Here is a 23,402-nt window from a genome sequence, read left to right as displayed (position 1 = left end):
TAGCTGTGGAGATATGACTCCCCTACCGGGTTCCCCAACGGTCTCCATCTCTTGCTGTGATAGCTGAGTGACAAGGAGTACAAAGAGCCATTAGGTTGCTTTCATCGTGTGTCCCACCTCGTGCCAAGGGAAGGATATGGTGCACTTCAGTTGCTGGTGTCAGCTTTCCTTGTCTTTTACACTCTTCACATAGTGGATGGGCTGTAATGTAACGGTCACGTATTCTTTTCCATGCACGACCGTAACGCTTCCTCGTTTCAGGATCTCTCTGATATTTTTCATAACGAGAAGCTTCCTTTTTGGCATGCTCCGGACAAAAACGTCCATCTGTCAGTTCCGGACAACCAGGAGAAGAACATGGTCGTTTTGGTTTCTTTGGCATTTCGTACCTCCTTTGGACATGCAAAAAGCCCCCGCGGTATTTCCACGAAGGCTCTCTACAATTTTTCACAATACCATTGTATTATGGATTTCTAATAAAATCGTCCATGATATTACTCATTACTTTCCATAGAGTAGTAGCGCAAGATGCTGAAGCGCTCGATTCTTTTTGTTGTATGCAGAAGAACGTTCAATATTAAAGTGATCACAAATGTTATACACTGCATCAATCTGCTTTTGTTCATCATCCAAATAAAACTCCTTTAACACATACTGCTCATCTTCTGTTAAAGCATCCCATGCCGGTTGAAACCAGTCCATGTATTCCAGTGCTTGACGATAACGTTCTTTCAATACATCAATTTCATTGATGCAGGCAATGAGCCTTTTCTCTCCAGCTTTTGGATCATGGGTCGATGGCATGCCATTGATAACTGGGGAAGCTGGGGAACTCATTTCTTCGTTGAGGGTTGCAATGTCCTCATCGGTATGTTCTATGATGTACTTCATACTGCTGTAATCTTTTAGGGCGTTAATTGCCGCTGCTCTTTTATCTAAATATTGCCAGACAATGTTCATTTTATCAGACCTCCTTTAGTGTGGCTTTAACCGCATCTATCAGTGCGGATTGAGTATTGTTTTTATCATTTAGGGCTTTCATTACACGTTCATCAATGGTGCCTTTGGAAATCAAGTGATGAATCACTACCGTTTCTTTTTGTCCTTGCCGCCAAAGACGGGCTTTGGTTTGCTGATAAAGCTCTAGGCTCCAAGTTAGACCAAACCATACAAGAGTTGAACCTCCAGCTTGCAAGTTCAGTCCATGTCCTGCTGATGCTGGATGGATAGCTGCAATAGAGATTTCTCCATCATTCCACCTCTTAATAGAATCGCTAGTGGATAACACCTCAACCTCAAAACGCTTTTGTATTCGTGACAAATCATGCTTAAACCAATAAGCAATTAGAACTGGCTTGCCATTAGCAGCTTCGATTAAGTCTTCCAGTGCATCCAGCTTACGGTCATGTATATAAAGGACTGTGCCATGATCATCATAAACTGCTCCATTTGCCATCTGCAGGAGCTTTCCTGAAAGAGCTGCTGCATTTGCTGCAGTTACTTCTTCACCTTTAACATTTGTAATTAAATCCCGCTTCATCGTATCGAGGGTTTTCATTTCTTTTTCAGAAAGCTTTACAGGCACTTCGTTTATAACTAAGTCCGGCAACTTCAGGTAATCTGTCCCTTTCATGCTAATAGTTATATCAGATATAAGCTTATAAATTTCTTCTTCTGCTCCTGGTTTTGGTTTGTAGGAGAAGATCACTTGCTGATTACGCTTATCTGGTACAAAGTAATCCTCCCGATACCTACCAATAAACCTACCTAATCGTTGTCCCATATCTAATAAGCGATACTGTGCCCACAAATCCATTAATCCGTTGGAGGATGGGGTTCCAGTAAGTCCTACTATCCTTTTTACCTTGGGTCTAACTCTCATTAAGCTTTTAAATCTCTTAGCTTGATGAGATTTAAAAGAAGACAACTCATCAATTACCACCATATCAAAGTCAAAAGGAATTCCACTTCTTGTAATGAGCCATTCTACATTTTCTCGATTGATAATGTAAACTTGTGCTCTTTCCATAAAGGCAGTTTTTCTCTTTACTTCAGAGCCAACTGCTAAAGTATATTTAAGACCCTTTAAGTGATCCCACTTTTCAATCTCTGCAGGCCATGTATCTCTGGCAACTCTTAGCGGTGCAATAACCAGAACCTTACGAACAAGAAAACTGTCCAGTGTTAAATCAAAGATGGCAGTTAAAGTTATGACACTTTTACCTAAACCCATATCTAAGAGCACTGCTGCTATAGGATGATTGAGGATATACTCAGTGGCATAAACCTGATACTCATGAGGCTTGTATTTCATGAAGTATCCCTCCAATCTGATCTATATGGTCCAGGCAGAATACCAAAAAACCAAGTGCCTCTAACTGTCTTTTTCGCTTTTCTTGTAGGGGTCTTAAGGTTTTACCAGGTGCTTTAACCTCTACAAAAGCTAGCTTTCTATTAGGTAAAAGAATCAATCTGTCTGGCATTCCATCAAAACCTGGTGATGCAATTTTAAGTGCAATACCACCTATATCTTTCACTTCTTTTACCAGTTGCTGTTCAATCTTTTTTTCTCTCATATATCCTCCATGTTCCCTAAATCCAAAAAGTCTCTATACGCGCGTATATACGCGTCTGCAGGTAATTTCTTCTTTTTGTCTTTAGGATTATTTTTAATAATAATTATTGGAACAATGGAACAGGGGTTATAAAGTAGCCTACTTTACAAGGGGCTGCCGCCTGTTCCGATGAGGTGTACCAAATGACCATTTTTGTTTCACCGGAACAGGTAAAATTTGTTCCAGAGAAAAAATTGTTCCATGTGTTCCAAACTAAATTACTCTTTGGGAACATAAACCCATTGTGGTCCATAAAGCGGGATTCGTTCTTTTTTCACGAGACCTGTCCAGCCTCCGATACTTGCCATAATCGCCGATATTTCATTACCATCCACCCTTCGCAGGTTGGCTCGATCCTTTCCAAAGCACTCACACCAAATTTCCATATTAGAAACCGATTTTCGTTTCCAAACACCAACCCTCTTGCTTTCACCAAACTCAGTTCCATTGATATAGGCTCGGCGTTCATATAGATCCATGGTGTCCCAATCCTCAGGTAAAAGCATATCAAGGTACTCTCTAACCAAACCTTCTCGCTCATCGGACTCCATAGCTTCTCGCTGTTCTTCTTTTGCAAGCTTTTCAAGGCTAGCATCAAGGTACAATTTCTCTCCAGCCTTTACATAGGTAAGAGCCTCGGCCCATATCTGCAGAATTTCATCCTGCTTTAGCTGCCAAGATTTTTTTGTGCCATTTCCCGGGGTCTTTACCGGCCAAAAACGACGGTTTCCTGTGGTATCCCGTAAATAGCCTTTTTCAGCATTAGTGGTGCCAAAAAAGACACATTGTCTTAAGTGAGGAGTAGCTCTCTTGCCAAAGCTAGCTCGATAAATATCATTCTGGCGAGATAAGAAGCTTCTAAGTGTTTCTACTTCTGCTTTTTTTAGTCCAGCCAGCTCTCCAATTTCTAAAATCCAGTAACCTTGTAACTTTTCTGCGGCGGTCTTATCCTTGGTATCTGACAAGCTCAAACTATCAGAAAACCAGTCTCCACCTAACTTGGCTATAAGAGTACTTTTTCCAACTCCCTGCGGGCCATTTAAGACCAACATGGAATCAAACTTGATGCCTGGAGTCAGTACACGAGAGATAGCCGCACATAAAGTTTTTCTTGTCACAGCCCGAACATATGGGTTATCTGATGCACCTAGATAATCGATTAGCAAGGTATCTACTCTAGGTACCTTATCCCATTCAGGGAGTGCATCAATAAACTCACGAATCGGATGATAAGACCTGTCGTCAGCGACCTTCGCTACCGCTACATCATAGTTTCTTGCAGAGAAGGTCCCATAGTGGGTGTCAATGTAGCTGATTAGCTGTGCATCATCTGCATCTCTCCAGAACTTCGATGGATGCGGCCAAGGAACATCACCTTTAATTTCGAGACTATCAGATAGCTGATTAAACACTATGCTTTTTAGGTTGGGATCATTTTCAAGTATCAAAATCAAATTTCTAAGAGTATTCTTAACCGTTCCTGTCTTATCAATCTCCAGCTGCTTTTCCCAATCTTCATCAATAAACTCTTTTTCAACCTGAGCCTTTCGTTCTTCAGCAAACTGCTCTTTTACCCGTTCATCCTCTAATGCCAAATCTGTCATGGCTCTAAATGAAGGTAGTTTACTTGGCGGTGTATTTTCTGTCACCTTTTCATCTAGTTCCCGAAACTTATGCACTCGGACCAAATCAAATGCGTTTAGCAACATTCCACATGCTGGATCGGTAGCATGATGGCTATAAGCAAATTTACCATCATAGATTACCAAGCCTGCTGAAGAATCTGCTGGAATATAATCAAATCGTCCATTCATGGTACTAGGTTCATATACATCCAGTAGAAAAGCTTCGATGGCTTCTTCAATGGTATAGGCCCTGCAAAATGCTCCTATAACACCTTCTTTGCTTAAGGGATCTGCTTGTTTAGTTATTTTCCTTTGCACAACCTCTGACTGTCTAGAAGATACAGGCCACATGGAAGTATCCCGCCAGTCCACATATTTTGAAAGATAGACATCTGGGTCCAATAGTTCACCGTCTTTCTCTTTAAATACATATTCTCCATCCGACGGTGTGGATGGCCAATACATTAATCTTGAAGGTTCATAAGTGGTGTCATCGAATAAATCAATCCCAATCTCCTTTGCAACCATCCGACCAAGGGCCGGGTATTCATCCTCCGTCACTTCTCTTTTAAGTGGTATAATCAGTCTTAGCCTCGGTGCATCTGGTGTATGTTTATGGGTAGAATAGATGCAGCATTTGAAATCATGTAACGCTTCAATTTGATCCCAAACCTCTGGTTTGGCATAATCCATATCTAAAGTCAGAAGGGAACGGGAGAGGACATAACCATTTCTGCGTTTTCCTTCACGAAGGGCTCCTCCCACAAATCCTCCTACATCTTTTATTGAGTCCTGTTGAGCGCGACTCATTTTTCGGAACTCAGATACAGTTTCTGTTGTTCGTATGGTAGATTTAACTCGTGAGATAAAGTCCTCCCATGTGATATCTTTGTTCTTCCACTTTTTATCCATTCGGCTGTTACCGATTGCAATTTTCATAAACTGTCAACCTCCTGTAACTTCTCGTTAAAATATCTGATCAACTGTTTACGTTTCTTTGCTTTTTCAATTTCCTGTGCCATCCCCTTTGAAATGGTGTCACCAAATACCCATAGTTCATTACATTTAGCGAGTAAAACCATATTCATAAACATAGCTAGTTCCCGCTCCTGTGGAATGTCATCATCCATAAACTGAGGAAATAGCAAGTGAGGAGCAAGAGGAATACAATTTCTCTCCAGTGCAAACCTACAGAAAGTTCGTGCCTTTTTTACATTTATATCAATATCCCCTGAATAAGGAGAACAAATATATACAAGAGGTTTAAAGGCAGAATTTCTTTCTGCCTTCTCCGCTTTAATAACATTAGTAATTGCAGCATAAGGAGTAGGATCATAATAGCCCTCGGAATTAAATTTACTTATGGTCATAGCATTCTTCCTCTCTTACCTTTTTGCTACATTCACTGCAATAAATAGATGTGCTATATAAATCTCCCTCACCATCTGCAAATACTTCTGAAAGGTCAACATTTACTTCACATTCACAACTTGGGCAAATGCAAAATACATTTTCATCATTTATTTCAACCACTATTTCCATAGCATCGCTAATTTTTTCTTTAACATAAAACATTGATTTTTCCCCCTTTTATATTTCCTTGTTCTTTAATTTTGTAACGTACCATTCAAGGTAACGCTTACGCTGCTCATAATCAGGTACAGCTACAAGCAAACCTACATCAACTTTTTGTAGGGTTTCAAGCATACTTATTTGCTCATCGCTCAGATATGGTCTAATGCTTTTCCCTTTTTCTATTCCGTTTACCAGTCTGAACTGCTTTGCTGACATTCCAATTACAATGCGGTTTAGCATATCACACTCGTTACTGAAGTGATAAGGTTTAGGATTGTCATGCAGTAGCTTGATGTTTTCTGTCAGTAAAGGGAACTCCTTACGAGCCGAAACAAGAGTTTTAATGAACTGCTCCATTTCATTAAAGCGTTTGATGTATAATTCTTTGAACTTCATTGCTTTCTGCCCTGTATATCCCATGACCAACATAGTGAACCCATCACGGGTCATGGCATAGGCCTTTTGCTTTCTGTTCCAACCATCTGTATATGAGATTGGCTCAAAATTGAGCCGAGCAAATTCTTTACTCAATCCAGATTTGGGGTCAGTGATTTTGGCAATGTCACGAAGGACATTTTTATGTTCTTTTTCAAAACGCTCTGCCACATATAGGCTATCTACTCTTGCAGTATCCTTTCTGTCAGCGAAAATTCCATATTTGTCCTTGGGTATCAATTCTTTCATAAGAGAACCTCCTGCTTATAGTTGTAGAGCAATAAAACATGCCCTCAGCTATAAGCAAAAAAAGAGAAGGCATCGAACCCCCTCAACTTAATCTTTTTTATAAAAATTACATTCAAACCCATCTGCACGAAGCAAAAGTCCCTGAGCCCAAGGCGGTGTTTGTCCCATAAGAGCACAAATATCTGGAACGGATGTTTCTATTGGAACCTCCAAAACTACCTCATCATGGACATGCATTACAATATCAAAACCATTTTCATTCAATCTTCTCATGGCATAGCAAAGAATATCTCTCGAAATAGCCTGGACGATATTCTCTACAAACTTAGGGCCATAACTTTCAATACGCTCCCATTTCTTTGTGCCGCCAACACCCTCATAAGTCACTGCTTCACTGCCAAAGCTGTTAATACCTATTCTTGGCTTGACATAAGTAAGTTGTCTGCCAGAAGGAAGCCATATTAAAAGCATCCCGCTACGATACTCAAAACGGATACGGTGGGTTTCGGTTCTACACCTTTCTGTTACAGCTTCTTTGACAGCACGATCAACATCCCACCAAAGTCTAACAATATTAGGATTTGCATTCCTCCAAGCATAGACTAGCGGTTTTAATTCTTCTTCGGTAAGACCCATGTCAAGTGCACCCATTGCTTTTAATGCACCTACTGACCCTCCATAGCCACAGTTATGAACTAACACATTTGAAACAGTAAATCTATGATTCTTACCTGCATTTAATATGTCATAAACTCTAACCTTGCTTGGATTAATCTCCAGTTCTTTCTCTGTTCTATAACTGCCATTTCTGCTGATGCTATAATTTCTTCTCTTGTCATGCCATTGGATATCATCCTTGTAACAACACTTCTTGCATAGGGCCAATTTTCTTGTTTGAAATCTGGGATTACTGATATTCTTCTGTTGGCTTGATTTATACTTCTTGGAACAAAACGAATATTGCCCTTTTCGTAATTTCCGTCGTTGTCTATCCTGTCCATCTCTAAATCTTGGCGTACATTTTCTACATTTTTCAATATCCATATCCCCGCACTGAGAACTGAGGGAAAATTGAATTTTATACCCCTTCCCCCATATAAATGGTAATTCCTTGCCTTTGGATTCTCGCAACGCTGCTTTGCGGCAGCAAGTCTTTTCTGTAGCCACAAAGGTATCTTCCTTTGTTGAGAGCATCTCTGGCAGCCTTTTGATTTTCCAGATTTTAAGCTGTTTAAATTTTGCCACTGTATACTGTGACAACCTGTGCATTGTGTTAGGACATAGCAATGATTCATCTTTGCATTCCATCTTTTCTGTGCACTTATTATTTTCACCCAGCCGTATTGCTCTCCTACCATTTCCGGTTTGTATGAGATGTGCTTTGCAGGTGGCAGCTTCTCCAAATTGTATTGGCCTCGATTTCCCTTTGACCCATACAAGATGGTCTTTTGTAGCTGTAAGTCCTCCATAAGTTATAACCTCCTTTTCACCTTTTGAAATGACACCATCATGTTTTACCCAATCTTCACCATCCCACAATTTATGTTTTGTTGTAATATCTTGAATTGGAACAAGTCCTTTATCCGTTAACACAAGACTATTATGTGCTATACAAGCCAGTTCTGCCTGCTTACCTTTCTGCCTTAAATGTCCGTTAACGCCATTCTTCTCAACAGGAACATTAAACATTTGCGATGCTGAAGCACAATAAATGTCTCCGCCATTTGCAAACACTTCGTTTCTCCATGTCTCGCCTGCGAGCCAGGCAATCACTCTTGCTTCAATTGCACTAAAATCTGCAACAATAAATTTATATCCTCTCTTTGGAACAAAGGCAGTACGGATTAACTCGGACAAAACCTCTGGAACAGAATCGTACAGTAATTCCAAAGCCTCAAAATATCCGCCTCTAACTAACCTCCTCGCCTGCTCCAGATCCGGCAAATGGTTCTGCGGAAGGTTTTGAACTTGTATAAGCCTCCCTGCAAATCTACCGGTTCGATTGGCACCATAAAACTGCAATAGACCACGTGCTCTTCCATCAGCACATACTGCATTTTCCATAGCTGTGTATTTCTTTACACTGGATTTAGCTAATAATTGCCTCAGTTCTAATACTTCACTCAGATGTTCTGGGGCTTCCTTTAATAGCGCCTTAACTGATGCCTTATCAAGGCTGCCTGTTTCTAAACCCTTTTCCAATAGCCAGGACTTCATTTGAACAACTGAATTAGGATTATCAAGATCAGTTAATTCTTTTAGTTTGCTTGTTAACTCTCCTCTTACTTTTTCATCGCATTGAATCGCTTTTTTTACCAATTCCAAATCCAACTGAATACCTCGATCATTGATTTGCTGATCTAGAATATAATTATTCCATTCCTCTTCAGGCATAGGAAATTTTTGTAGCTTTTCCTGTATAGAAAGCTCAACTTCAACATCTCTAAGATTATATGCTTTGAAACTATTCCATTTCTCTGGAGCATGTTTAGGTAGATTTCGTGTACGACCGCCATTAGTTACTGTTGGTTTGCATGGAACAGAGAAATATCGGATGAGCTCCTTACCTTCTGTCAACTTTTTCTTATCTGCTCCTGTTACGATTGCCGCCCCTTCCAGAGATAGAGGAAGTCCAAGGTATGCAGACCATATCATAGTGCAACGCCAAGAATCGGGTTCAATCCACACACCAAAGTATTTAGATAAGCAGACTCGTTCAAACTGTGCATTAAATGCCCATTTTATGACCTTACTATCTAGAATTGCACTTTGAATTTCTTGAGAGATAGCCTCGCCAGACGCTAAGTCAACTACTTGAACCGGTCCAGCATCCACACTATAACCAAAAAGTAAAATCTCAAAATCCGGTGCTTCAGCGTAACGATAGACCCCGCTTTTGGCGAGGTCTACGCTACTATATGTTTCTATATCTATGCTGATGGTTCTCATGATAAAAAGTCATCATCCACATCAGTAGCAAAATCATCAGCTGCATTAGTTTTGCCACCTAAAGGTTCACCATCACGAATTTTTTGGATATTTCCAAGTCCACAGGCTATACCTTTGTTTCCGTTGGAGTTAAAAGCGTAGAAATTGATACTCACTCTTGCATAGACACCAGAATATACTTCAGAGCGATCAATGATTGGATTGATGTTTCTATCTACAATTTGTGGAGCAGTATTGCTATTTGCATTAATAAAATAGCTATTTGCATAAGCCTCATCATCCGGACGATCAATGTCGCCATCACGCAGAGGGAGCTTTAGTGCCGCTTTATTTGGGATCTTACCACCGAATTTGCCTTTACCTTCTTCTATTGCAGCATCCACCGCTTCATTGATAGCGCTCAAGGTTTTAGTATCACTCTTAGGAATAATCAGACTTACGCTGTATTTTTCAGCACCGCCATTGATGGATTTAGGTTCCCAGACATTGGCATAAGAAAGCCTTACAACTCCTGTAACTACTTTTGTTGGATTTGTTATTTTTGCTGTTTTTGACATAATTTTTATACCTCCATAAAATCATTTTTTGCTGATGACGTGTTCATTTCAGGACGCTTGTCTGAAACTGGAACTAGCGTCGGTTTGCCCGGTGGCTTTATAACTAGCTCACCAAGGATTTCATTGAATTTTGACTTGCCCATCAATTTTTCCATTTCAGTAATAGTGATAAGACTTTGCTTGTATATATCTCGGTATCCTGCATTCTTTGCTGCTTCTGCGGCCGCTTCTTCATCTTTATATTTACGGTTGGATCTACCTTCGACTATTTTAAATCCAGGCCACTTCTTTCCATGATTAACTGCTGATTCTGTCGCATAGGCCATAATCTCATTTGCCCAGCTAGTAAGATCATCGATATAAGATAAAATGTCAGCAATTTCTTCATCTGTTAAAAGTGGCGGTAGTGCAAACTCAAATGCGGCCAGTTTCATTTTTGCTTCTGCTCTTGCTCTACATTTTACAGCTGCTCTGCAAAATTGACACCATTCACCGGGACAATAGTTGCCGTGACCATTGAAGGCTAATTCAGCTTTAGGTTTTAAAACTTCTTCAGCCCATTGATACAAGTTTTCTTTTGAGACTGTGGATGTACTGACATTTTCTCGACGGGGTTGATAAATTGTCATTGAAACCATCTCGATATCATAAATGCCATCAAATAGATCCAGTGCACCAAGTGCATAAAGTTTCATTTGAGGATTGTCTTCTGCGCTTACTAAAACCCCTTGGCCATACTTAAAATCAATAACGTGAAGAGTTCCATCAGCAATAATTAAACAATCCCCAGTTCCAAATCCCTCAGGTACATACTTTGAAAAATCAAGCCGTTGTTCTATCAATATTAAGGGATCACTACAAATTTTCTTGGCTTGCTCAATCATTTCAAGTACAAACTCCACGTACCCATCGGTGTAATTGTCCATCTCATCTGATTCATATGAAGAAACCGGCTTTTTTGATCTCATCTTAAGTGCCTTACGAAGTTTGTGTTCACTTAATGCATGAGCTGCTGTGCCTTCAAGTGCAGCTTCACCACTGTTGTCTTCAAACTCCAGTTCTAGTCTTGCTGATGGTGTACAATTCATCCAACGATGAGCTCCTGATGCAGAGAGAATTGCATGGCCTAGGCCAGCTTTTCTTGTGTCTTTGGCACAATTCACCTTCTGTTTCTTCATTTCAACTCCTCAACATCAGCAAGAATTGCATCATACTTACTTGGATCAATCTGACTAAGTTTTGATGCACCATACTTTTCGAGAAGTGCTCTTACTTCAGCTGTAAATCCGTCATAGCTTTTTTCCGCAAGTACCAACCTTACTTCTTCTAAAGTGATCTTCTTTGTTTCAGGCTTTGTTTCAAGCTTTGTTTCAAGCTTTGTTTCAAGCTTTGTTTCAAGCTTTGTTTCAAGCTGTTTTTCATATCTTGGTTGCTCTGACTTTGTATCCTCTTTTGACTCATTACTTTCAATTGCATCAGCCACAGCCTGAACACTATCTGCCAGCGTTCTAAGGTCTGATGCCACATCAAGAAGAAGCTTAAACTTACTCATGGTCTACACCTTCTTCCTTAATTTCCTTAATTTCTACCGTCTCAACTGAGTCTCCGGGAGTGATTACTAGAAGACTGACTTTCTTTCCGAATAGAAAATCAAGCATTTTAGTTCGGATTGTCTTCTGGCTGCTTTGAATGACGGAGTTTTTTTCGCCATTAGGCTTTGCCACATTAATAGTGACTTTATGTTTAAGGCTCATATTACATCTCCTTTCTGGGGGCAATTTACCTACCCTTCATCGATAAGCGAAAAAGAGAGTTCTTTCGAACCCCCTTTTATGAAAGAATTTTTCTTATTTTTTCATGCATCTTCTTTATGCGGTTTCGAATAGCTGCTTCTGTAACACCTTCTTCTGCTGCAATGTCAGTGTAGGATCGTTTCTCAAGATATACTTTTCTAAAAAGTTCTCTCTGTTGTGGTAAAAGAGACTCCATTGCCTTAGTTAACTTGTCTAGCATATCTTGATGCTCAGCTTCATCTTCTGCTTGAATCATAAGTTGTTCTGGATTCGCAGTATCATCTGCAAGATACTTATTGCGATCAGATGTTTCTTTCCCTTCGCCATCACGATAAGCATCCAGATGTGTTGTTACTCGATACTCGTAACGACGCTGCTCGTCCACTTCGTCATCATCCATAGTGTGTAAAAGTTCAATGTCCGCTTCGGTTACTCCATTTTCACCTGGAGTAATTACAATCTTTGTTCCTTCAGCTGTGCAATAAATGTAGTTTGTTCTCTTCTCTTTACTTGTTTTGTACACTCTTGACATGTTTTGGCATCCTTTCCGCCGGATTGCATTGGCGGCAAAGGATACAAAAATAGGCCTGTACCAGAAGTACACAGACCTTTTCATCCTGAAAATGAGCGCAATAAGGTAAGGTACTTCTATTGAACCGCAACAATCCTTATGGATTGGAGCGAAACAATATGTATCCTTTGCCCTTATTGCAAATCAGGCATTTGATATTTTTTTGTAGACAAGATTGGCTCGTCCTATCGAACTACAAAGAACTTTTCCCTTGTCTGATTTTATTTTACGTTTTCCAGAATATAACTGATAGTCATCATATTATCTATTACTTTTTATATAATTTTTTCTTATAGTTATTGTTAATATTTCAAAAATGAGGTATTATTAACCTATCATTATTTTTAAAGTTACTAATTTTGGAAACTAAAAATAATATATAACTTTTATCATTACTTTTTGGTGTTAAGGAGGTTGTACTAATGACTCCAAGTATTGAAAACTTTTTTGAAAATAATTTATTTCGATTCAGTAGTTGCCCCTGTGATTGTGTTGAAGATATCATCCATATTTCACCTGGAAAGCCCGAGAAACGAGTTTTAAAAATACAAGCCGTACCAACAGATACTATCCACTTTGCTTTCGCGGCGGGTGATGTAGGATTAGTCCGCCTTGGATCCAAAGGAAAGTTAATTGAAAAGAATATATTAGGTAATTTAATCTCTATTAAAAATGGGGACACTGCTGAATTATTTAACTTTTTCAAAAGAAACGGTTTCTTTTTTAATGTAAGCAATACAGAATATGAGGAGATTGACGGAGCATTAATCTTTGAATTAGTTAGCAGAATCAGAGCAACTGTAGAACTTATGAGTGCCCTTACAGCGATCCGCAGAGATTATGACAAGATATTACATTTAACTTTATATTTGCTTTTATCGGAGCCTATCGTTTTAGACCTTCCTTCACTGGAAACCCCATATACGACTTGTAAGCATCCTTTTTTAGAGAAAATAAAAAATGCCTCTAATCTACTTGTAGTGGACCGAGGGCAAGAAAGTTTTGATAGATTCACTTATTCAATTTCTGATACCATTTATCCTCCAACTTACGAGTTGGATATTGGTGACTACAATGATATTATTGGTGGTTATATGAAATCTAAAATTGGATCTGATAATCCATATTTTAAGAACCTAACAATTTTATACTGTAATGGTATTAATGAAGATCTACAGCAACGAGAAATTATTGATTTTCTGTTTCACTATCAGTATGATGTTGGCATAATTAAGGCAATTGATTATGAAAATGGTATTGAATACTACACCGTACCAGACAGAGACAAATTTGATAAGCCGCAGAAAAATGCTCTGATTAAAGTTGCACAAATTGTACTTGGTGAAGAAATAAATGCGAACCTTGACGGCATTCACCCTCAATATGATGCTGTTAAAATGTCTCCTTCTTGGAATATTGATACTTTGATGGCAGCATTATATTTTTCGATTTTTTATATGACACAATCTGAATTATATCGTCGCTGTGCTAATCCAAATTGTGGAGCGTATTTTCTTGTAAGAACTACTTCGACCAGGAAAATATATTGTTCTGATGAATGTCGTAACAGATTTCAACAACATAAACACCGACAAAAAAAACGTTCCCAGCTAGAACGACATGAATAAAAAAGGGCCCCTGTCATACAGTTAATTACTGCATAACAGAGGCCCTTTCATTATTTATTTTCTGTAGCTTTAGGTAGCGGCACTTCACCTTTAGAAAGAACCGCCTCTATACACTCTGCTAATTTCACTTTGCATTTCATAGGATTCCCTGTATAGTGATACATTAAGTATCTAGTATCTACTACGATTCCTTGAATTCTTTCATAATTCAATTTATTTGATTTCCAATCCCCAACAGCTTCTCCAATTCTTCCAACTGTCTCTTTTAAGCCAAAGAGGTTCTTTGCCATATTATATGGCATAATGAAAGCGTTAAATAATGAGTCATTCGTTACTCCTTGATTTTGATGAATATACTCACCATATGTAATCTGCTTATTTATCGAAGATGCGTTAGGCAAATCATCAGGATTACCAGTCCAACCATATTTATAGTACTTCGCATCCAACACATAGTATTTCCCATTATATATCATTATACTATCAGGCAGTAGTGGACGCTTTTCTTTGTACTTACCATAGTCAAGTAACCAGCGAGTTCGAGGAAAGTATTTTTCTTTATCCTTCTCTCCAAATACTCTATCTATCAATTTTTCCCAAACACCTTCAAAATTATCTGTGCCAAAGTAAAATTGCTTTTCAGATGTCTTTTCATCCATATATTCTAGCATATCCTTCATAGCCTTAAATAATCTCTTATCTTTATCGTCGAAGGTGTGCATCAACTTATCATTAATTATTGTAATTGATGTTTTAATATCTGGGTGCGGACCCGGAGAAGGTGGCTTATACGAAACATAGAGCCATCCCAATTTTTCAAAGCTCTCATAAACACAAAACTTATTAATTTGGGTAATAAGTTTTGTTTCATTAGGTGTTACCGAGCGGACTGTAAACTGTGTATAAATAATTGAACTTACACCATCTTTTTGTTGTATAAGTGGTGTCTGATTCCGGAATGTTTTAGGCCAATGAGCACTTCCTCTTGCACTTGTTACATAAGTGGGATCCATTTCAATGTAATATTGCCCGCCTTTAGCTAAGTAATAATTGATTACTTCTAAGTAGGCATGAATGGGAAAATCCACACTTTGTGGGGCCTCAAACTTATTCATTGCAATTACACGATCTTTTTTCTCTGTGAACTCCGAAAGTACTTGAAACAGATGCTTTATATCTGTCCTAATTTCAGCATCTGTTTCTGGTAGCTGATACCCTAGTGGAAAATACACTATAGCATCATCAGAATCTGCTTTCACTCCTACAAAACAATCTCCATCTTCATTAGTATTTATATGGCAGTGTTTCCTAATATCTATATCTCTCTCCATAGAATCACCGCCCTAATAATTTTGCTCATTATTATTCTGATTCATAAAAGCACCACGTACATTGTCTTTAAATATTACGAAACGTTCAAATTTTTTAGCTTGCATAAACTTACGGATCACTGCCTCTAAACTTTGATATTCGCTTGTTTCAAAGATTACTTCACGTGAGAATTTGAAAGCATCATCCCACAAGTACTTAATAACTTTTTCTGGAAATCTACGATTATGTTTCATTGCAGTTCTTATTTCTTCAAGTCGCTTTATTTCATCAGAAGTAAGGGTTCCTTCCTTTTCTTTTTTACAAAGGTTATCATACTCACCCTCCATCCTATCTTCAGCTGCATCATCGTATTCAAGATCACTTAGATGTACAAAGTATGCACCTAACCTTTTGTCCTCTGCAGAAGTCATCATTGCATTGTTACCTACAATAATATCATTAATAGCAACACAGAAGTTTTTCCATGTAACTGTTGTATCTAATATTTCTGCATTTGCAAATTTAGGATCTACTTTATCAAAACTATTTTCAATCATACGCATTTCCCATCTACGTTGGAAAGCTGTATCCAAAGTAAATACATTTTGATCAGAAGTATTCATTGTCCCAATAATTGTGAGGTTTGAAGGTATGCGCACCTTATGACTTGCATCTCCATAAACCTCAAGAGCTATGTTTTTATTGGTAATTCCAAATTCACTTGTACCAATAGGAAATCCATCATCATCTTCATTAATTCTTACCTTTCTATCTAGTAACTGAAAAAGATCTCCAAAAATAGCTGGCGCATTTCCGCGGTTAATTTCTTCAATTATAAGAATGTATTCTTTTTGCGGATTAACGTATGCATCCCCTAAGATAGTAGTGAATGGACCTGGCGTAAACTTATAACTGACTTGCCCATCTTCTGATACATTTGGTAAAATCTGACCAACAAAATCGGAGTAAGTGTAATCAGGGTGAAATACCAGCCGTTCTACATTACTATCCTTTTTGCAGTATTCATGTTCTATGGTCCAGCTCTTACCTGACCCAGGAACACCGTATAATAAAATATTTGAGCCCCCTTCAATGCGCTCTACTTTATCAAAATCATTAAGTCGTTCTTCTTCAAATGTTTCAAGTTCAAATAAGGATTTTGTAGAACCTAAAAAGTCAAGATAATTTTCGGTTGCAAAAATATTTGGGTTTTCCTCAAAAATGAAAACTTTATGTGCAACTTCTTTAATCATATCAGGATTCAGTGAAATTGAATCTCTTTCTACTTTCAATGTTGGCAACTGTTTTAATGCCTGTATCAATCTATTGTCAAACTTACTACGATACTGTTCAAATTCACTAACAATATTGCTTTCTTTACGCAATAAGGTAATTAATAAAAGAGTATCTAGGAAGTTTTCAAATTTTTTTGTTGTTGCTACTAAATATCTATACTCAGTCATAGAAATAGAATAGTTACCAGTTGAACGTCCAAGTTCAATCAACACCTTATATAACAACATAACAGGATACAATCTGTATTCTTGTCTCACTCTTTCATATTCTTCATCAATTGAAGAGCTTATGAACATTTTTTCTATCTGCCTCTGTATGATATCTAAATACAATTCTGTCTTTTCATAGTCTCCCTTACATCTCGCTGTTATTTCTTCAAAGGTATCAGTAATAATAGCATTCTCATATTTTGCGTTTATCATCCTAATAAGGCCAAAGAAAGCTGCGACCCTAAGAGCACGATAATTATTAGATATCTCCACCCCCGGTTTCGTTATCTTCAATGTTTCTATTTTTTGTCCGATATAATCCTGAAGATTACCCGGATTATCTTGTAACTTGAAATCTTTTAAGAAACTAACTAAATAGCAGATGCTATCAAATGCTGTAGGCTGTTTAACTAAATACCAGCACTCATAATCAGATGAACTTTTTAGTTCATTCAACTTCTCCTCCAGTAATGAGTTCATCTACTTATTCCTCCTTATCAATTATGTTACTAACAAATCGGGCCAAAAAATATGATATTTTTGGTGGAACTGCATTGCCGATTTGTTTACATATCGATGTTTTATTTCCATAAAATACAAAATCATCCGGAAAACTCTGTATACGGGCTGCCTCACGAGGTGAAAGAGTTCTGTTTTCAACTGGATGAATAAACCTTCCACCTGCTGGAGTGTCAAATCTAGTAGTTATTGTTGGTGCTTGATCTTCCCAACATAAACGTCCATATGAACCACTATGAACAGAATTTATTTTTTCATCTAAAACAGTAAAATTCTCACCATTTCCAACCTTCTCCATTCTTTTTATAGCAATTTTAGAGTGCTTGGTTTGAGTGTGATTTGTTATTGTTGCCAAGTTACAAGATAAGAATTTTTGGTACTCTGTTTGAGGTTCTGGATTAGTAATAATTCCATCGTCTGTAGTATGCGGTAAATTGCTGATTGCATCAGCAACTGTTACTGGTTTGAAATAACTAGGATAATCATTTTCTATTTCATCTTTAGTTTTTTGCCATATAGTTTCAAAATCAATTTCTTTTTTTCTTGTTCCAATAATTATCATTCTTTCACGTTTTTGGGGAATTCCAAAATCAACCGCGTTTACTATGCGATGATAAACTGTATATGGTGCCCCATCTAATAATTCCTCATCTGAAAATATTCTCAATATTTCACTGAAGATTTTTCCTTCTTGCATTGTCATAATACCCTTGACATTTTCCATTATAAAAACTTTCGGTCTTACTGTCTTAACTACATTAAAATAATGTTTAAATAAATAGTTGCGAGGATCATCTATAAAACCGTTACGAATTCTCGCTCCTGCCATTGAAAAACCTTGGCAAGGGGGTCCACCAATAATAACATCCGCATCACCTTTTCTAAATACTTTAGCTTGATCAACATTCTTAATATCATCCACAATCATATTTACTTTTGGATGATTCATGGTGTAAGTTTTAGCTATACTAGGGTCAAACTCCACTGCCTTTATCACATCGAAATTATTTTTAATAAAGCCATAAGAAAGTCCTCCACATCCTGCAAATAGGTCAATTATATTCATCTTCTACACCTCCACCTATTCTATATCGGAAAGCAAAATTTTTTATGTAAAGGCTCTCTTCTTCCGTTAATCCATATAATGCATTAATATAGTCATCGATTTCATGAATTTCTTTAACACATTCTTTATGTTTATATTCATACTCTGTTTGTTTAGTCCCTACATATTTTTTTGTTTCTTCAAGCTTTTGTTCAAGTTTCATAGCTAATCTATTAGTTGCATTGAAATCAGGATTATCTGGGATAGTAAAACCTATCAATTCTTTCCTAGTTATGTGCCAGCAATCTGATACACAAATCCAGTACCACCAAAATAAAGATGAATTTAATAAACACATGACGTAGTTAGCTGTTTCCTCATTTTTACAATTATACTGTTTATATTCTCCACCGTTATGCTTATTGATAAAAGCTTTAATCCAAAAAGTAGCTCTCATATTTAAGTAAATAGAAGCATCACCATTTCCTTCTAATATATCTAACAAGCGCATTTGTTTTCTTATAACTTTTTGATATACGCTATTATCTGTTTTCGTTCCCAACTTTGGGATACATCCATCTGTTAAAAATAAATTTTTTACTACTTCTACAGTATTGAATAATTCTGGTCTTTCCTCACTGTACCAGTATCGGTAATTACTTGTATATATTGTTTTTTCATTATTTTTACTTCTGCCAATTAAAATACATAATTTTTGATGCACTGATGTAAACAAACAATCGGGTCTATCTGAGTAACTTAATATATATTGTTCAGGCACGAAAGTATAAAGAACATCCCTTATTTTAGACATTCTAGGCGTTGAAACATAAGAAAGAGGAATTACAAACCCAATCGAACCATTTGGTTTAAGATGTCTTCCTGCATTTTCTAATACATTTGCATATATATTACCGTATTTGTTTTCTGGGGATAACCCACTTTTAGAGTCTTCAACATAAGGAGGATTTCCCACAATAATATCATAACGTTTCTCTAAATTTGGAGCTGTCTGAACAAAATCATAATTCTCAAAAGAGTTATTCAATACCATCCCTAGCCCCATAACTTTTGATACACCTTGTCGTTGTAATGCGCATAAAAACAATCTGATTTTCGTTATTATTACTGAATCAATATTAAGATCGTTCCCTTTTATTGTGCTAACAATTTTCTTAAGATTACCTTTACTAATATTTGTTTTATGTAAATCTAATAAGTCTAATTTTATCTCCAATGCCGCAAGAAGGAACTCACCAGATCCACAAGTGGGGTCGTATACTGTTTTATTGAAACAAAATGAATTATAGGGAATACCATTTAAATCCAACACATGTAATCCATTGGGTTTCAACTTCCCACAAGCTGATTTTATAGAATTTATTAATATAAATCTCACAACATCAATAGGGGTATAGTAAACTCCCTTTATTTTTCTTGTCGATTCCTTTTCGTTTAAGGATGATAAAATTTTTTGGATACTCTCATATGAGTATAAAGTATCATCTTTTTCAAACTCTATTTCGTCAACACCTGCTATAACTGATATTTCATTAATAAGGTTCTTATAATCTACTTTACTATAATTTTGAGATAAATAATTGCAAGTAATTTTTAATGCCTCTTCTATCATTTCACTTATCATTTTTGCTTACACCGCCTGCTGATTATTCTATTGCACTTTTCCCGCTTTTAACCCATTCATCTAATTCAGAGTACTTAAATTTCCACTGCTTTCCGATTTTATGAGCGGGTATACCATTTTTCTTTTTAATCCAAGTTCGTAAAGTCACAGGTTTTACACCTAAATACTCTGCAGCCTCATCAATATTTATCCAGCTCTCACTGACTTGTTCACTCATTTTATGTTTCACCTCAATGTACCTGTAATTTGGCAACAAAATACAAGCCTATTATACTATACAACAAACGGTCTTTCAATATATTTAGTGATATTTCTTTATACTTATTGATACGTATCTTTGACACTAAAAAAATAATAAAGTCATTAAAGTCGTTGAAAAGGCTTTATTTTTTTGTCAAATTTTAAATATTTATATTGCACAATGTGTTATATGGTATGATGTTTACAAAATAACAAAGATGTGAGGAAGGTATGACCGAGTTTCAGCCAGCGCTCTGGTAGAGCCTTGCGAATTTCATGACGGTTAACGACAAGAGCGATATTAGGTCACCTTCAAAAATGGTGACAGTGATAGGAGCACAGCACGAAATAATAAAACTCCTCGTTTCCATTTCGGTAGTGAAGAGCTTGTCATTATTAGTTAGGAATATGATAGTACATTCCTTCTGGACGTTCAGATATATATACACCAAATGAGTCAAAATATTGATTAATACATTCAGCCAATAATGGCGGCATGGTTATAGCATTACCAGCGAGAAAAGCAACATACATTTTATCAAATTCTATTCTGAAATCATCAACAAGAAAGCCAAGTCTACAACTCTTGTAAAGTGGCTCTTCCGTCTTTTTCCCCTCTAGTGAACCAAGCACAGAAACCATACCTATGAGGCATTGTTTGGTTAGAGAATGAAAAAGAAGGCAAAATTCGTTCAATTCAGTCTGGTGTGTTTTGTATTTCCATTTTTCATCAATTATCTTCTGTTCAATTTCATTTATATATTTTTCATCGTACGAAATAATATACTCTGATGATACTATAGTCGATCGTCGACATGCATAATATTCGTCAAACAATTGGTAAAGAAGCGATTCAACTTGACTTTCATAATCTGCGGTCACCTCTGGCACAATTGCATGGGATGCGAATTCAGCATGTATTAATTCATGAGCAAGCAAATTCAATGCTTGCTGTCTTAAGACATAAAAGTTTTTTTTATACTCTTCATCAAGATTGTTAAAGCAGACATTATACAAGGTATCTTCCATTAAAAATGTTGCATAATTGGGGTCGATAAATACTACGTATTTATCTGCATTCTTGTCATAAAGTATTTTACCAAAAGCCCTACCGAATTCATTATTTGTGACAGAAGGGTTTTCCATATTTAGTAGCCTTTGATATTCAACAACATCAGCAATAAAATCGTTAGGAACAACTATCTTTTCTACATTTGATGTGTCAATAAAGCTGGAAATTTTCTCAGCGATAGCTTTGATTAGCTGCTCATAATATAGATTTAGCTCCGAGGTCACCGGTATCTTACCAAATAGATTCTTCACATTAAATTCAACAAACACATTTATCCCTCCTTCATTGCAGCAATTCTCGTCACGAGCTCAAAGAATCGAATTTTCATCCACACGTTTCTTTGATTCGACCACTGCCTGTAACAACTGATATTGCAACAGTGTGTAATGTATAAACGCATCTGCACCTTCTATTAGAATTTCATTTGCTTCCTCTCTTATCGGAAGTCCTACAGAAAATTCAATTCGGTAATTATCCTTAGCACATACACTTGAATAAAATGCCACATCTGATAAATGTACATAACCCGATGATTTCTTATATACATCACTGATTTGAGAATCATAATCCTCTAATCTTTTTCTTAGAACGATGTCCTTCATCTTGTTCCCGCGATTATCCTTGAAATCGCTAATCTTTTTCCCTTGAATAAAGCCATCCATAAAAGCTGTTTTATCCTCTGCTATAAATGCCGCAAAAATCCTCATACAATTGTCAATTTGAGATCGTACTAAAATTCCTACACAAATTAAATTTCTTTCTTTTAGCATATTCACTATGCCATCCAGCAAAGCGACACTTCTGTCGAGTGCAGAAGTGAAAAACAAGTCTTCTTTATATAAGGTATTTCCAATAATGCCCGCCGCAATAGTTTTTGCTGATTCTCTTAATTCTTTTAATTTTCGTAATCGCTTATCTAGCAAACAATAGTATTCTTCGTTATTCAAACATCTCACCCCCTAACTTTATAAGTGTAATTGGACATCCACATTATATTCTTGGTACAAAAAATGCCGGGCTAAGCCGACTTAAAACTTACCCCGCAAGCTGTAAAGACCTACGGCAATCATTAAATTGTATCAATCTCTGCATAATTATTTCGTGAAGAGTCCATTTCTCATCTGTTTCTTGTTTTATCTCACCAATACCAATAAGTCTTGCAAAAGTATTTGACACCCCACTAGGTGTATAGAATTGGCCTTTATTTTTTCCAGACTCTTGAGCAAATTTCATCATTAAGTATTCGTAAGCATCGCAAATGATATCATCACCACTAGCCCTGTTACTCTTAAAATCAATATCTAGGTTTTGGAAAATAGCTATAAGTCCAGATACTTTATCAACTAATTCTTTACAGAGCCCTAGTTCTTTAGGGTTATTAAAACTTACATCAAGAAGCGATACTTAAAGACGGTTATATTCTAGGAACTTTTGAATAATTTTGTCTACTCCTTCGCCGACATTAGGCTTTCCTTTTGCAGCGATTAAGTCATCAAAAGAAACACCTTCATTTAATGTAAATTCAGCAAATCGTTGTCCCTTATATCTATCTGGTACATATTTAAAAAAATAATAAAAAAAGCACATAGTCTTTATACCTTTAAGGTTATACGCCACCTCTTAATTTATTACATGCCTCCCATAACATAGAATACAATTATGATTTTTTCACAGCCATCCATTTAATCTCTCTCATCTCTAATATTCTGTTATATCAACACCTAATTTTAAAAGTCTTTCATAGCGTTCATTTAATATAAGAATAACTATGGGTTTACCATTTTCCAAAACAAAAGATGCCCTTATCTTCATCAGATAATTTTGTTATTAATTTTGAGGACTGCTCTCTTAAGAAATCTGACATATTATAAAAATCCATAGATTGCTTTTTTACTTTATCTTCATTATCCATATCTACAACTACTTTTTCTTTTAGTTATATCACAAAATAAGTACTAATGAAATACCTATTTTTCGCTTAAAAAGTAATTACTTCTTGAATCTTATTTAGAGCATATACATCTATCCTATCTCCTCAACCCTACGAATTTATCTAATCTGTCAACTC

Annotated in this window: 25 protein-coding genes; 1 reads left to right on the top strand and 24 read right to left on the bottom strand. The window is 36.8% G+C overall.

The annotated features are described in order from the left end of the window. Positions 1-22 precede the first annotated feature (22 nt). The 14 genes from E4100_RS00360 to E4100_RS00295 all read right to left on the bottom strand — a co-directional run bounded on the left by E4100_RS00360 (position 23) and on the right by E4100_RS00295 (position 12,414). Complete coding sequence (locus E4100_RS00360; RefSeq protein ID WP_009052900.1) at positions 23-382, bottom strand: HNH endonuclease; 360 nt, start codon at positions 380-382, stop codon at positions 23-25. 119 nt (positions 383-501) lie between these two features. Then, on the bottom strand, positions 502-960 hold the full coding sequence (locus tag E4100_RS00355; RefSeq protein ID WP_009052901.1) for an ArpU family phage packaging/lysis transcriptional regulator: 459 nt from the start codon (positions 958-960) through the stop codon (positions 502-504). 4 nt (positions 961-964) lie between these two features. Further along, complete coding sequence (locus tag E4100_RS00350) at positions 965-2,314, bottom strand: DEAD/DEAH box helicase (protein WP_135269775.1); 1,350 nt, start codon at positions 2,312-2,314, stop codon at positions 965-967. Beyond that, positions 2,295-2,576: a VRR-NUC domain-containing protein gene (locus E4100_RS00345; RefSeq protein WP_009052903.1), complete on the bottom strand. Its 282-nt coding sequence runs from the start codon at positions 2,574-2,576 to the stop codon at positions 2,295-2,297. Before E4100_RS00345 ends, E4100_RS00350 begins: the two co-directional genes overlap by 20 nt. A 257-nt stretch (positions 2,577-2,833) precedes the next feature. Next, the gene (locus tag E4100_RS00340; protein WP_135269774.1) at positions 2,834-5,179 is read right to left on the bottom strand and encodes a virulence-associated E family protein; all 2,346 of its coding nucleotides are present in this window, start codon (positions 5,177-5,179) and stop codon (positions 2,834-2,836) included. Next, entirely contained in the window at positions 5,176-5,610 is a 435-nt protein-coding gene (locus E4100_RS00335; RefSeq protein ID WP_135269773.1) for a DUF7768 domain-containing protein, read from the bottom strand. Before E4100_RS00335 ends, E4100_RS00340 begins: the two co-directional genes overlap by 4 nt. Next, a complete protein-coding gene (locus E4100_RS00330) occupies positions 5,597-5,815 on the bottom strand; it encodes a hypothetical protein (protein WP_097033504.1) in 219 nt (72 codons plus the stop codon). The genes E4100_RS00335 and E4100_RS00330 overlap by 14 nt, the downstream gene beginning before the upstream one ends. A 15-nt stretch (positions 5,816-5,830) precedes the next feature. Further along, the gene (locus E4100_RS00325; protein WP_097033503.1) at positions 5,831-6,499 is read right to left on the bottom strand and encodes a Rha family transcriptional regulator; all 669 of its coding nucleotides are present in this window, start codon (positions 6,497-6,499) and stop codon (positions 5,831-5,833) included. 87 nt (positions 6,500-6,586) lie between these two features. Then, positions 6,587-9,448 (bottom strand): DNA polymerase, encoded by a 2,862-nt coding sequence (locus E4100_RS00320; protein WP_135269772.1) that lies wholly within the window; start codon positions 9,446-9,448, stop codon positions 6,587-6,589. Further along, complete coding sequence (locus E4100_RS00315; RefSeq protein WP_135269771.1) at positions 9,445-10,005, bottom strand: DUF2815 family protein; 561 nt, start codon at positions 10,003-10,005, stop codon at positions 9,445-9,447. Before E4100_RS00315 ends, E4100_RS00320 begins: the two co-directional genes overlap by 4 nt. A gap of 5 nt (positions 10,006-10,010) precedes the next feature. After that, on the bottom strand, positions 10,011-11,183 hold the full coding sequence (locus E4100_RS00310) for a DUF2800 domain-containing protein (protein ID WP_135269770.1): 1,173 nt from the start codon (positions 11,181-11,183) through the stop codon (positions 10,011-10,013). Beyond that, positions 11,180-11,557 carry an rRNA biogenesis protein rrp5 gene (locus tag E4100_RS00305; protein WP_135269769.1) on the bottom strand — a complete coding sequence of 126 codons (378 nt, stop codon included), beginning with the start codon at positions 11,555-11,557 and terminating at the stop codon, positions 11,180-11,182. Before E4100_RS00305 ends, E4100_RS00310 begins: the two co-directional genes overlap by 4 nt. After that, positions 11,550-11,759: a hypothetical protein gene (locus tag E4100_RS00300; protein WP_135270164.1), complete on the bottom strand. Its 210-nt coding sequence runs from the start codon at positions 11,757-11,759 to the stop codon at positions 11,550-11,552. Before E4100_RS00300 ends, E4100_RS00305 begins: the two co-directional genes overlap by 8 nt. Before the next feature lie 76 nt (positions 11,760-11,835). Then, positions 11,836-12,414 carry an RNA polymerase sigma factor gene (locus E4100_RS00295; RefSeq protein ID WP_135269768.1) on the bottom strand — a complete coding sequence of 193 codons (579 nt, stop codon included), beginning with the start codon at positions 12,412-12,414 and terminating at the stop codon, positions 11,836-11,838. Positions 12,415-12,791: 377 nt separating this feature from the next. Here E4100_RS00295 and E4100_RS00290 point away from each other — a divergent pair, with 377 nt between their 5' ends. After that, positions 12,792-13,997, top strand: a complete 1,206-nt coding sequence (locus E4100_RS00290) for a CGNR zinc finger domain-containing protein (RefSeq protein ID WP_135269767.1) — start codon at positions 12,792-12,794, stop codon at positions 13,995-13,997. 50 nt (positions 13,998-14,047) lie between these two features. Here E4100_RS00290 and E4100_RS00285 read toward each other — a convergent pair whose 3' ends face one another. The 10 genes from E4100_RS00285 to E4100_RS09320 all read right to left on the bottom strand — a co-directional run bounded on the left by E4100_RS00285 (position 14,048) and on the right by E4100_RS09320 (position 23,246). Beyond that, positions 14,048-15,328, bottom strand: a complete 1,281-nt coding sequence (locus E4100_RS00285) for an LlaJI family restriction endonuclease (RefSeq protein WP_135269766.1) — start codon at positions 15,326-15,328, stop codon at positions 14,048-14,050. A 12-nt stretch (positions 15,329-15,340) separates the two neighbouring features. Then, complete coding sequence (locus E4100_RS00280; RefSeq protein WP_209315189.1) at positions 15,341-17,293, bottom strand: McrB family protein; 1,953 nt, start codon at positions 17,291-17,293, stop codon at positions 15,341-15,343. A gap of 4 nt (positions 17,294-17,297) precedes the next feature. Beyond that, positions 17,298-18,398 carry a DNA cytosine methyltransferase gene (locus tag E4100_RS00275; protein WP_135269765.1) on the bottom strand — a complete coding sequence of 367 codons (1,101 nt, stop codon included), beginning with the start codon at positions 18,396-18,398 and terminating at the stop codon, positions 17,298-17,300. Beyond that, positions 18,385-20,022, bottom strand: coding sequence for an Eco57I restriction-modification methylase domain-containing protein (locus E4100_RS00270; protein WP_135269764.1), 1,638 nt, complete (start codon positions 20,020-20,022; stop codon positions 18,385-18,387). Before E4100_RS00270 ends, E4100_RS00275 begins: the two co-directional genes overlap by 14 nt. 22 nt (positions 20,023-20,044) lie before the next feature. After that, positions 20,045-20,239: a helix-turn-helix domain-containing protein gene (locus tag E4100_RS00265; RefSeq protein ID WP_135269763.1), complete on the bottom strand. Its 195-nt coding sequence runs from the start codon at positions 20,237-20,239 to the stop codon at positions 20,045-20,047. A 419-nt stretch (positions 20,240-20,658) separates the two neighbouring features. Then, the gene (locus E4100_RS00260) at positions 20,659-21,603 is read right to left on the bottom strand and encodes a hypothetical protein (protein WP_135269762.1); all 945 of its coding nucleotides are present in this window, start codon (positions 21,601-21,603) and stop codon (positions 20,659-20,661) included. Positions 21,604-21,642: 39 nt separating this feature from the next. Further along, entirely contained in the window at positions 21,643-22,281 is a 639-nt protein-coding gene (locus E4100_RS09335) for a hypothetical protein (protein ID WP_209315188.1), read from the bottom strand. Between the two features lie 88 nt (positions 22,282-22,369). After that, entirely contained in the window at positions 22,370-22,567 is a 198-nt protein-coding gene (locus E4100_RS09330; RefSeq protein WP_209315187.1) for an N-6 DNA methylase, read from the bottom strand. Positions 22,568-22,738: 171 nt separating this feature from the next. Next, positions 22,739-22,921, bottom strand: coding sequence for a hypothetical protein (locus E4100_RS09325; RefSeq protein WP_209315186.1), 183 nt, complete (start codon positions 22,919-22,921; stop codon positions 22,739-22,741). 187 nt (positions 22,922-23,108) lie between these two features. After that, a complete protein-coding gene (locus E4100_RS09320) occupies positions 23,109-23,246 on the bottom strand; it encodes a hypothetical protein (RefSeq protein ID WP_209315185.1) in 138 nt (45 codons plus the stop codon). Positions 23,247-23,402: the final 156 nt, after the last annotated feature.

This window comes from Soehngenia longivitae (assembly GCF_004684055.1).
Taxonomy (GTDB): domain Bacteria; phylum Bacillota; class Clostridia; order Tissierellales; family Tissierellaceae; genus Soehngenia; species Soehngenia longivitae.
Note: the sequence above shows the minus strand (reverse complement) of the source record. Positions and strands in the feature narration are given on the sequence as shown.

Coding starts and splice junctions, on each gene's coding strand:
- E4100_RS00295 (WP_135269768.1), bottom strand. CDS start 12,414: ATGAAAAGGTCTGTGTACTTCTGGTACAGGCCTATTTTTGTATCCTTT.
- E4100_RS00305 (WP_135269769.1), bottom strand. CDS start 11,557: ATGAGTAAGTTTAAGCTTCTTCTTGATGTGGCATCAGACCTTAGAACG.
- E4100_RS00315 (WP_135269771.1), bottom strand. CDS start 10,005: ATGTCAAAAACAGCAAAAATAACAAATCCAACAAAAGTAGTTACAGGA.
- E4100_RS09330 (WP_209315187.1), bottom strand. CDS start 22,567: ATGAAATTTGCTCAAGAGTCTGGAAAAAATAAAGGCCAATTCTATACA.
- E4100_RS00270 (WP_135269764.1), bottom strand. CDS start 20,022: ATGATAAGTGAAATGATAGAAGAGGCATTAAAAATTACTTGCAATTAT.
- E4100_RS00355 (WP_009052901.1), bottom strand. CDS start 960: ATGAACATTGTCTGGCAATATTTAGATAAAAGAGCAGCGGCAATTAAC.
- E4100_RS09325 (WP_209315186.1), bottom strand. CDS start 22,921: ATGTGCTTTTTTTATTATTTTTTTAAATATGTACCAGATAGATATAAG.
- E4100_RS00275 (WP_135269765.1), bottom strand. CDS start 18,398: ATGAATATAATTGACCTATTTGCAGGATGTGGAGGACTTTCTTATGGC.
- E4100_RS00320 (WP_135269772.1), bottom strand. CDS start 9,448: ATGAGAACCATCAGCATAGATATAGAAACATATAGTAGCGTAGACCTC.
- E4100_RS00285 (WP_135269766.1), bottom strand. CDS start 15,328: ATGGAGAGAGATATAGATATTAGGAAACACTGCCATATAAATACTAAT.
- E4100_RS00330 (WP_097033504.1), bottom strand. CDS start 5,815: ATGTTTTATGTTAAAGAAAAAATTAGCGATGCTATGGAAATAGTGGTT.
- E4100_RS00350 (WP_135269775.1), bottom strand. CDS start 2,314: ATGAAATACAAGCCTCATGAGTATCAGGTTTATGCCACTGAGTATATC.
- E4100_RS00340 (WP_135269774.1), bottom strand. CDS start 5,179: ATGAAAATTGCAATCGGTAACAGCCGAATGGATAAAAAGTGGAAGAAC.
- E4100_RS00310 (WP_135269770.1), bottom strand. CDS start 11,183: ATGAAGAAACAGAAGGTGAATTGTGCCAAAGACACAAGAAAAGCTGGC.
- E4100_RS00300 (WP_135270164.1), bottom strand. CDS start 11,759: ATGAGCCTTAAACATAAAGTCACTATTAATGTGGCAAAGCCTAATGGC.
- E4100_RS00360 (WP_009052900.1), bottom strand. CDS start 382: ATGCCAAAGAAACCAAAACGACCATGTTCTTCTCCTGGTTGTCCGGAA.
- E4100_RS00290 (WP_135269767.1), top strand. CDS start 12,792: ATGACTCCAAGTATTGAAAACTTTTTTGAAAATAATTTATTTCGATTC.
- E4100_RS00325 (WP_097033503.1), bottom strand. CDS start 6,499: ATGAAAGAATTGATACCCAAGGACAAATATGGAATTTTCGCTGACAGA.
- E4100_RS00345 (WP_009052903.1), bottom strand. CDS start 2,576: ATGAGAGAAAAAAAGATTGAACAGCAACTGGTAAAAGAAGTGAAAGAT.
- E4100_RS00280 (WP_209315189.1), bottom strand. CDS start 17,293: ATGAACTCATTACTGGAGGAGAAGTTGAATGAACTAAAAAGTTCATCT.
- E4100_RS00265 (WP_135269763.1), bottom strand. CDS start 20,239: ATGAGTGAACAAGTCAGTGAGAGCTGGATAAATATTGATGAGGCTGCA.
- E4100_RS00335 (WP_135269773.1), bottom strand. CDS start 5,610: ATGACCATAAGTAAATTTAATTCCGAGGGCTATTATGATCCTACTCCT.
- E4100_RS09320 (WP_209315185.1), bottom strand. CDS start 23,246: ATGGATAATGAAGATAAAGTAAAAAAGCAATCTATGGATTTTTATAAT.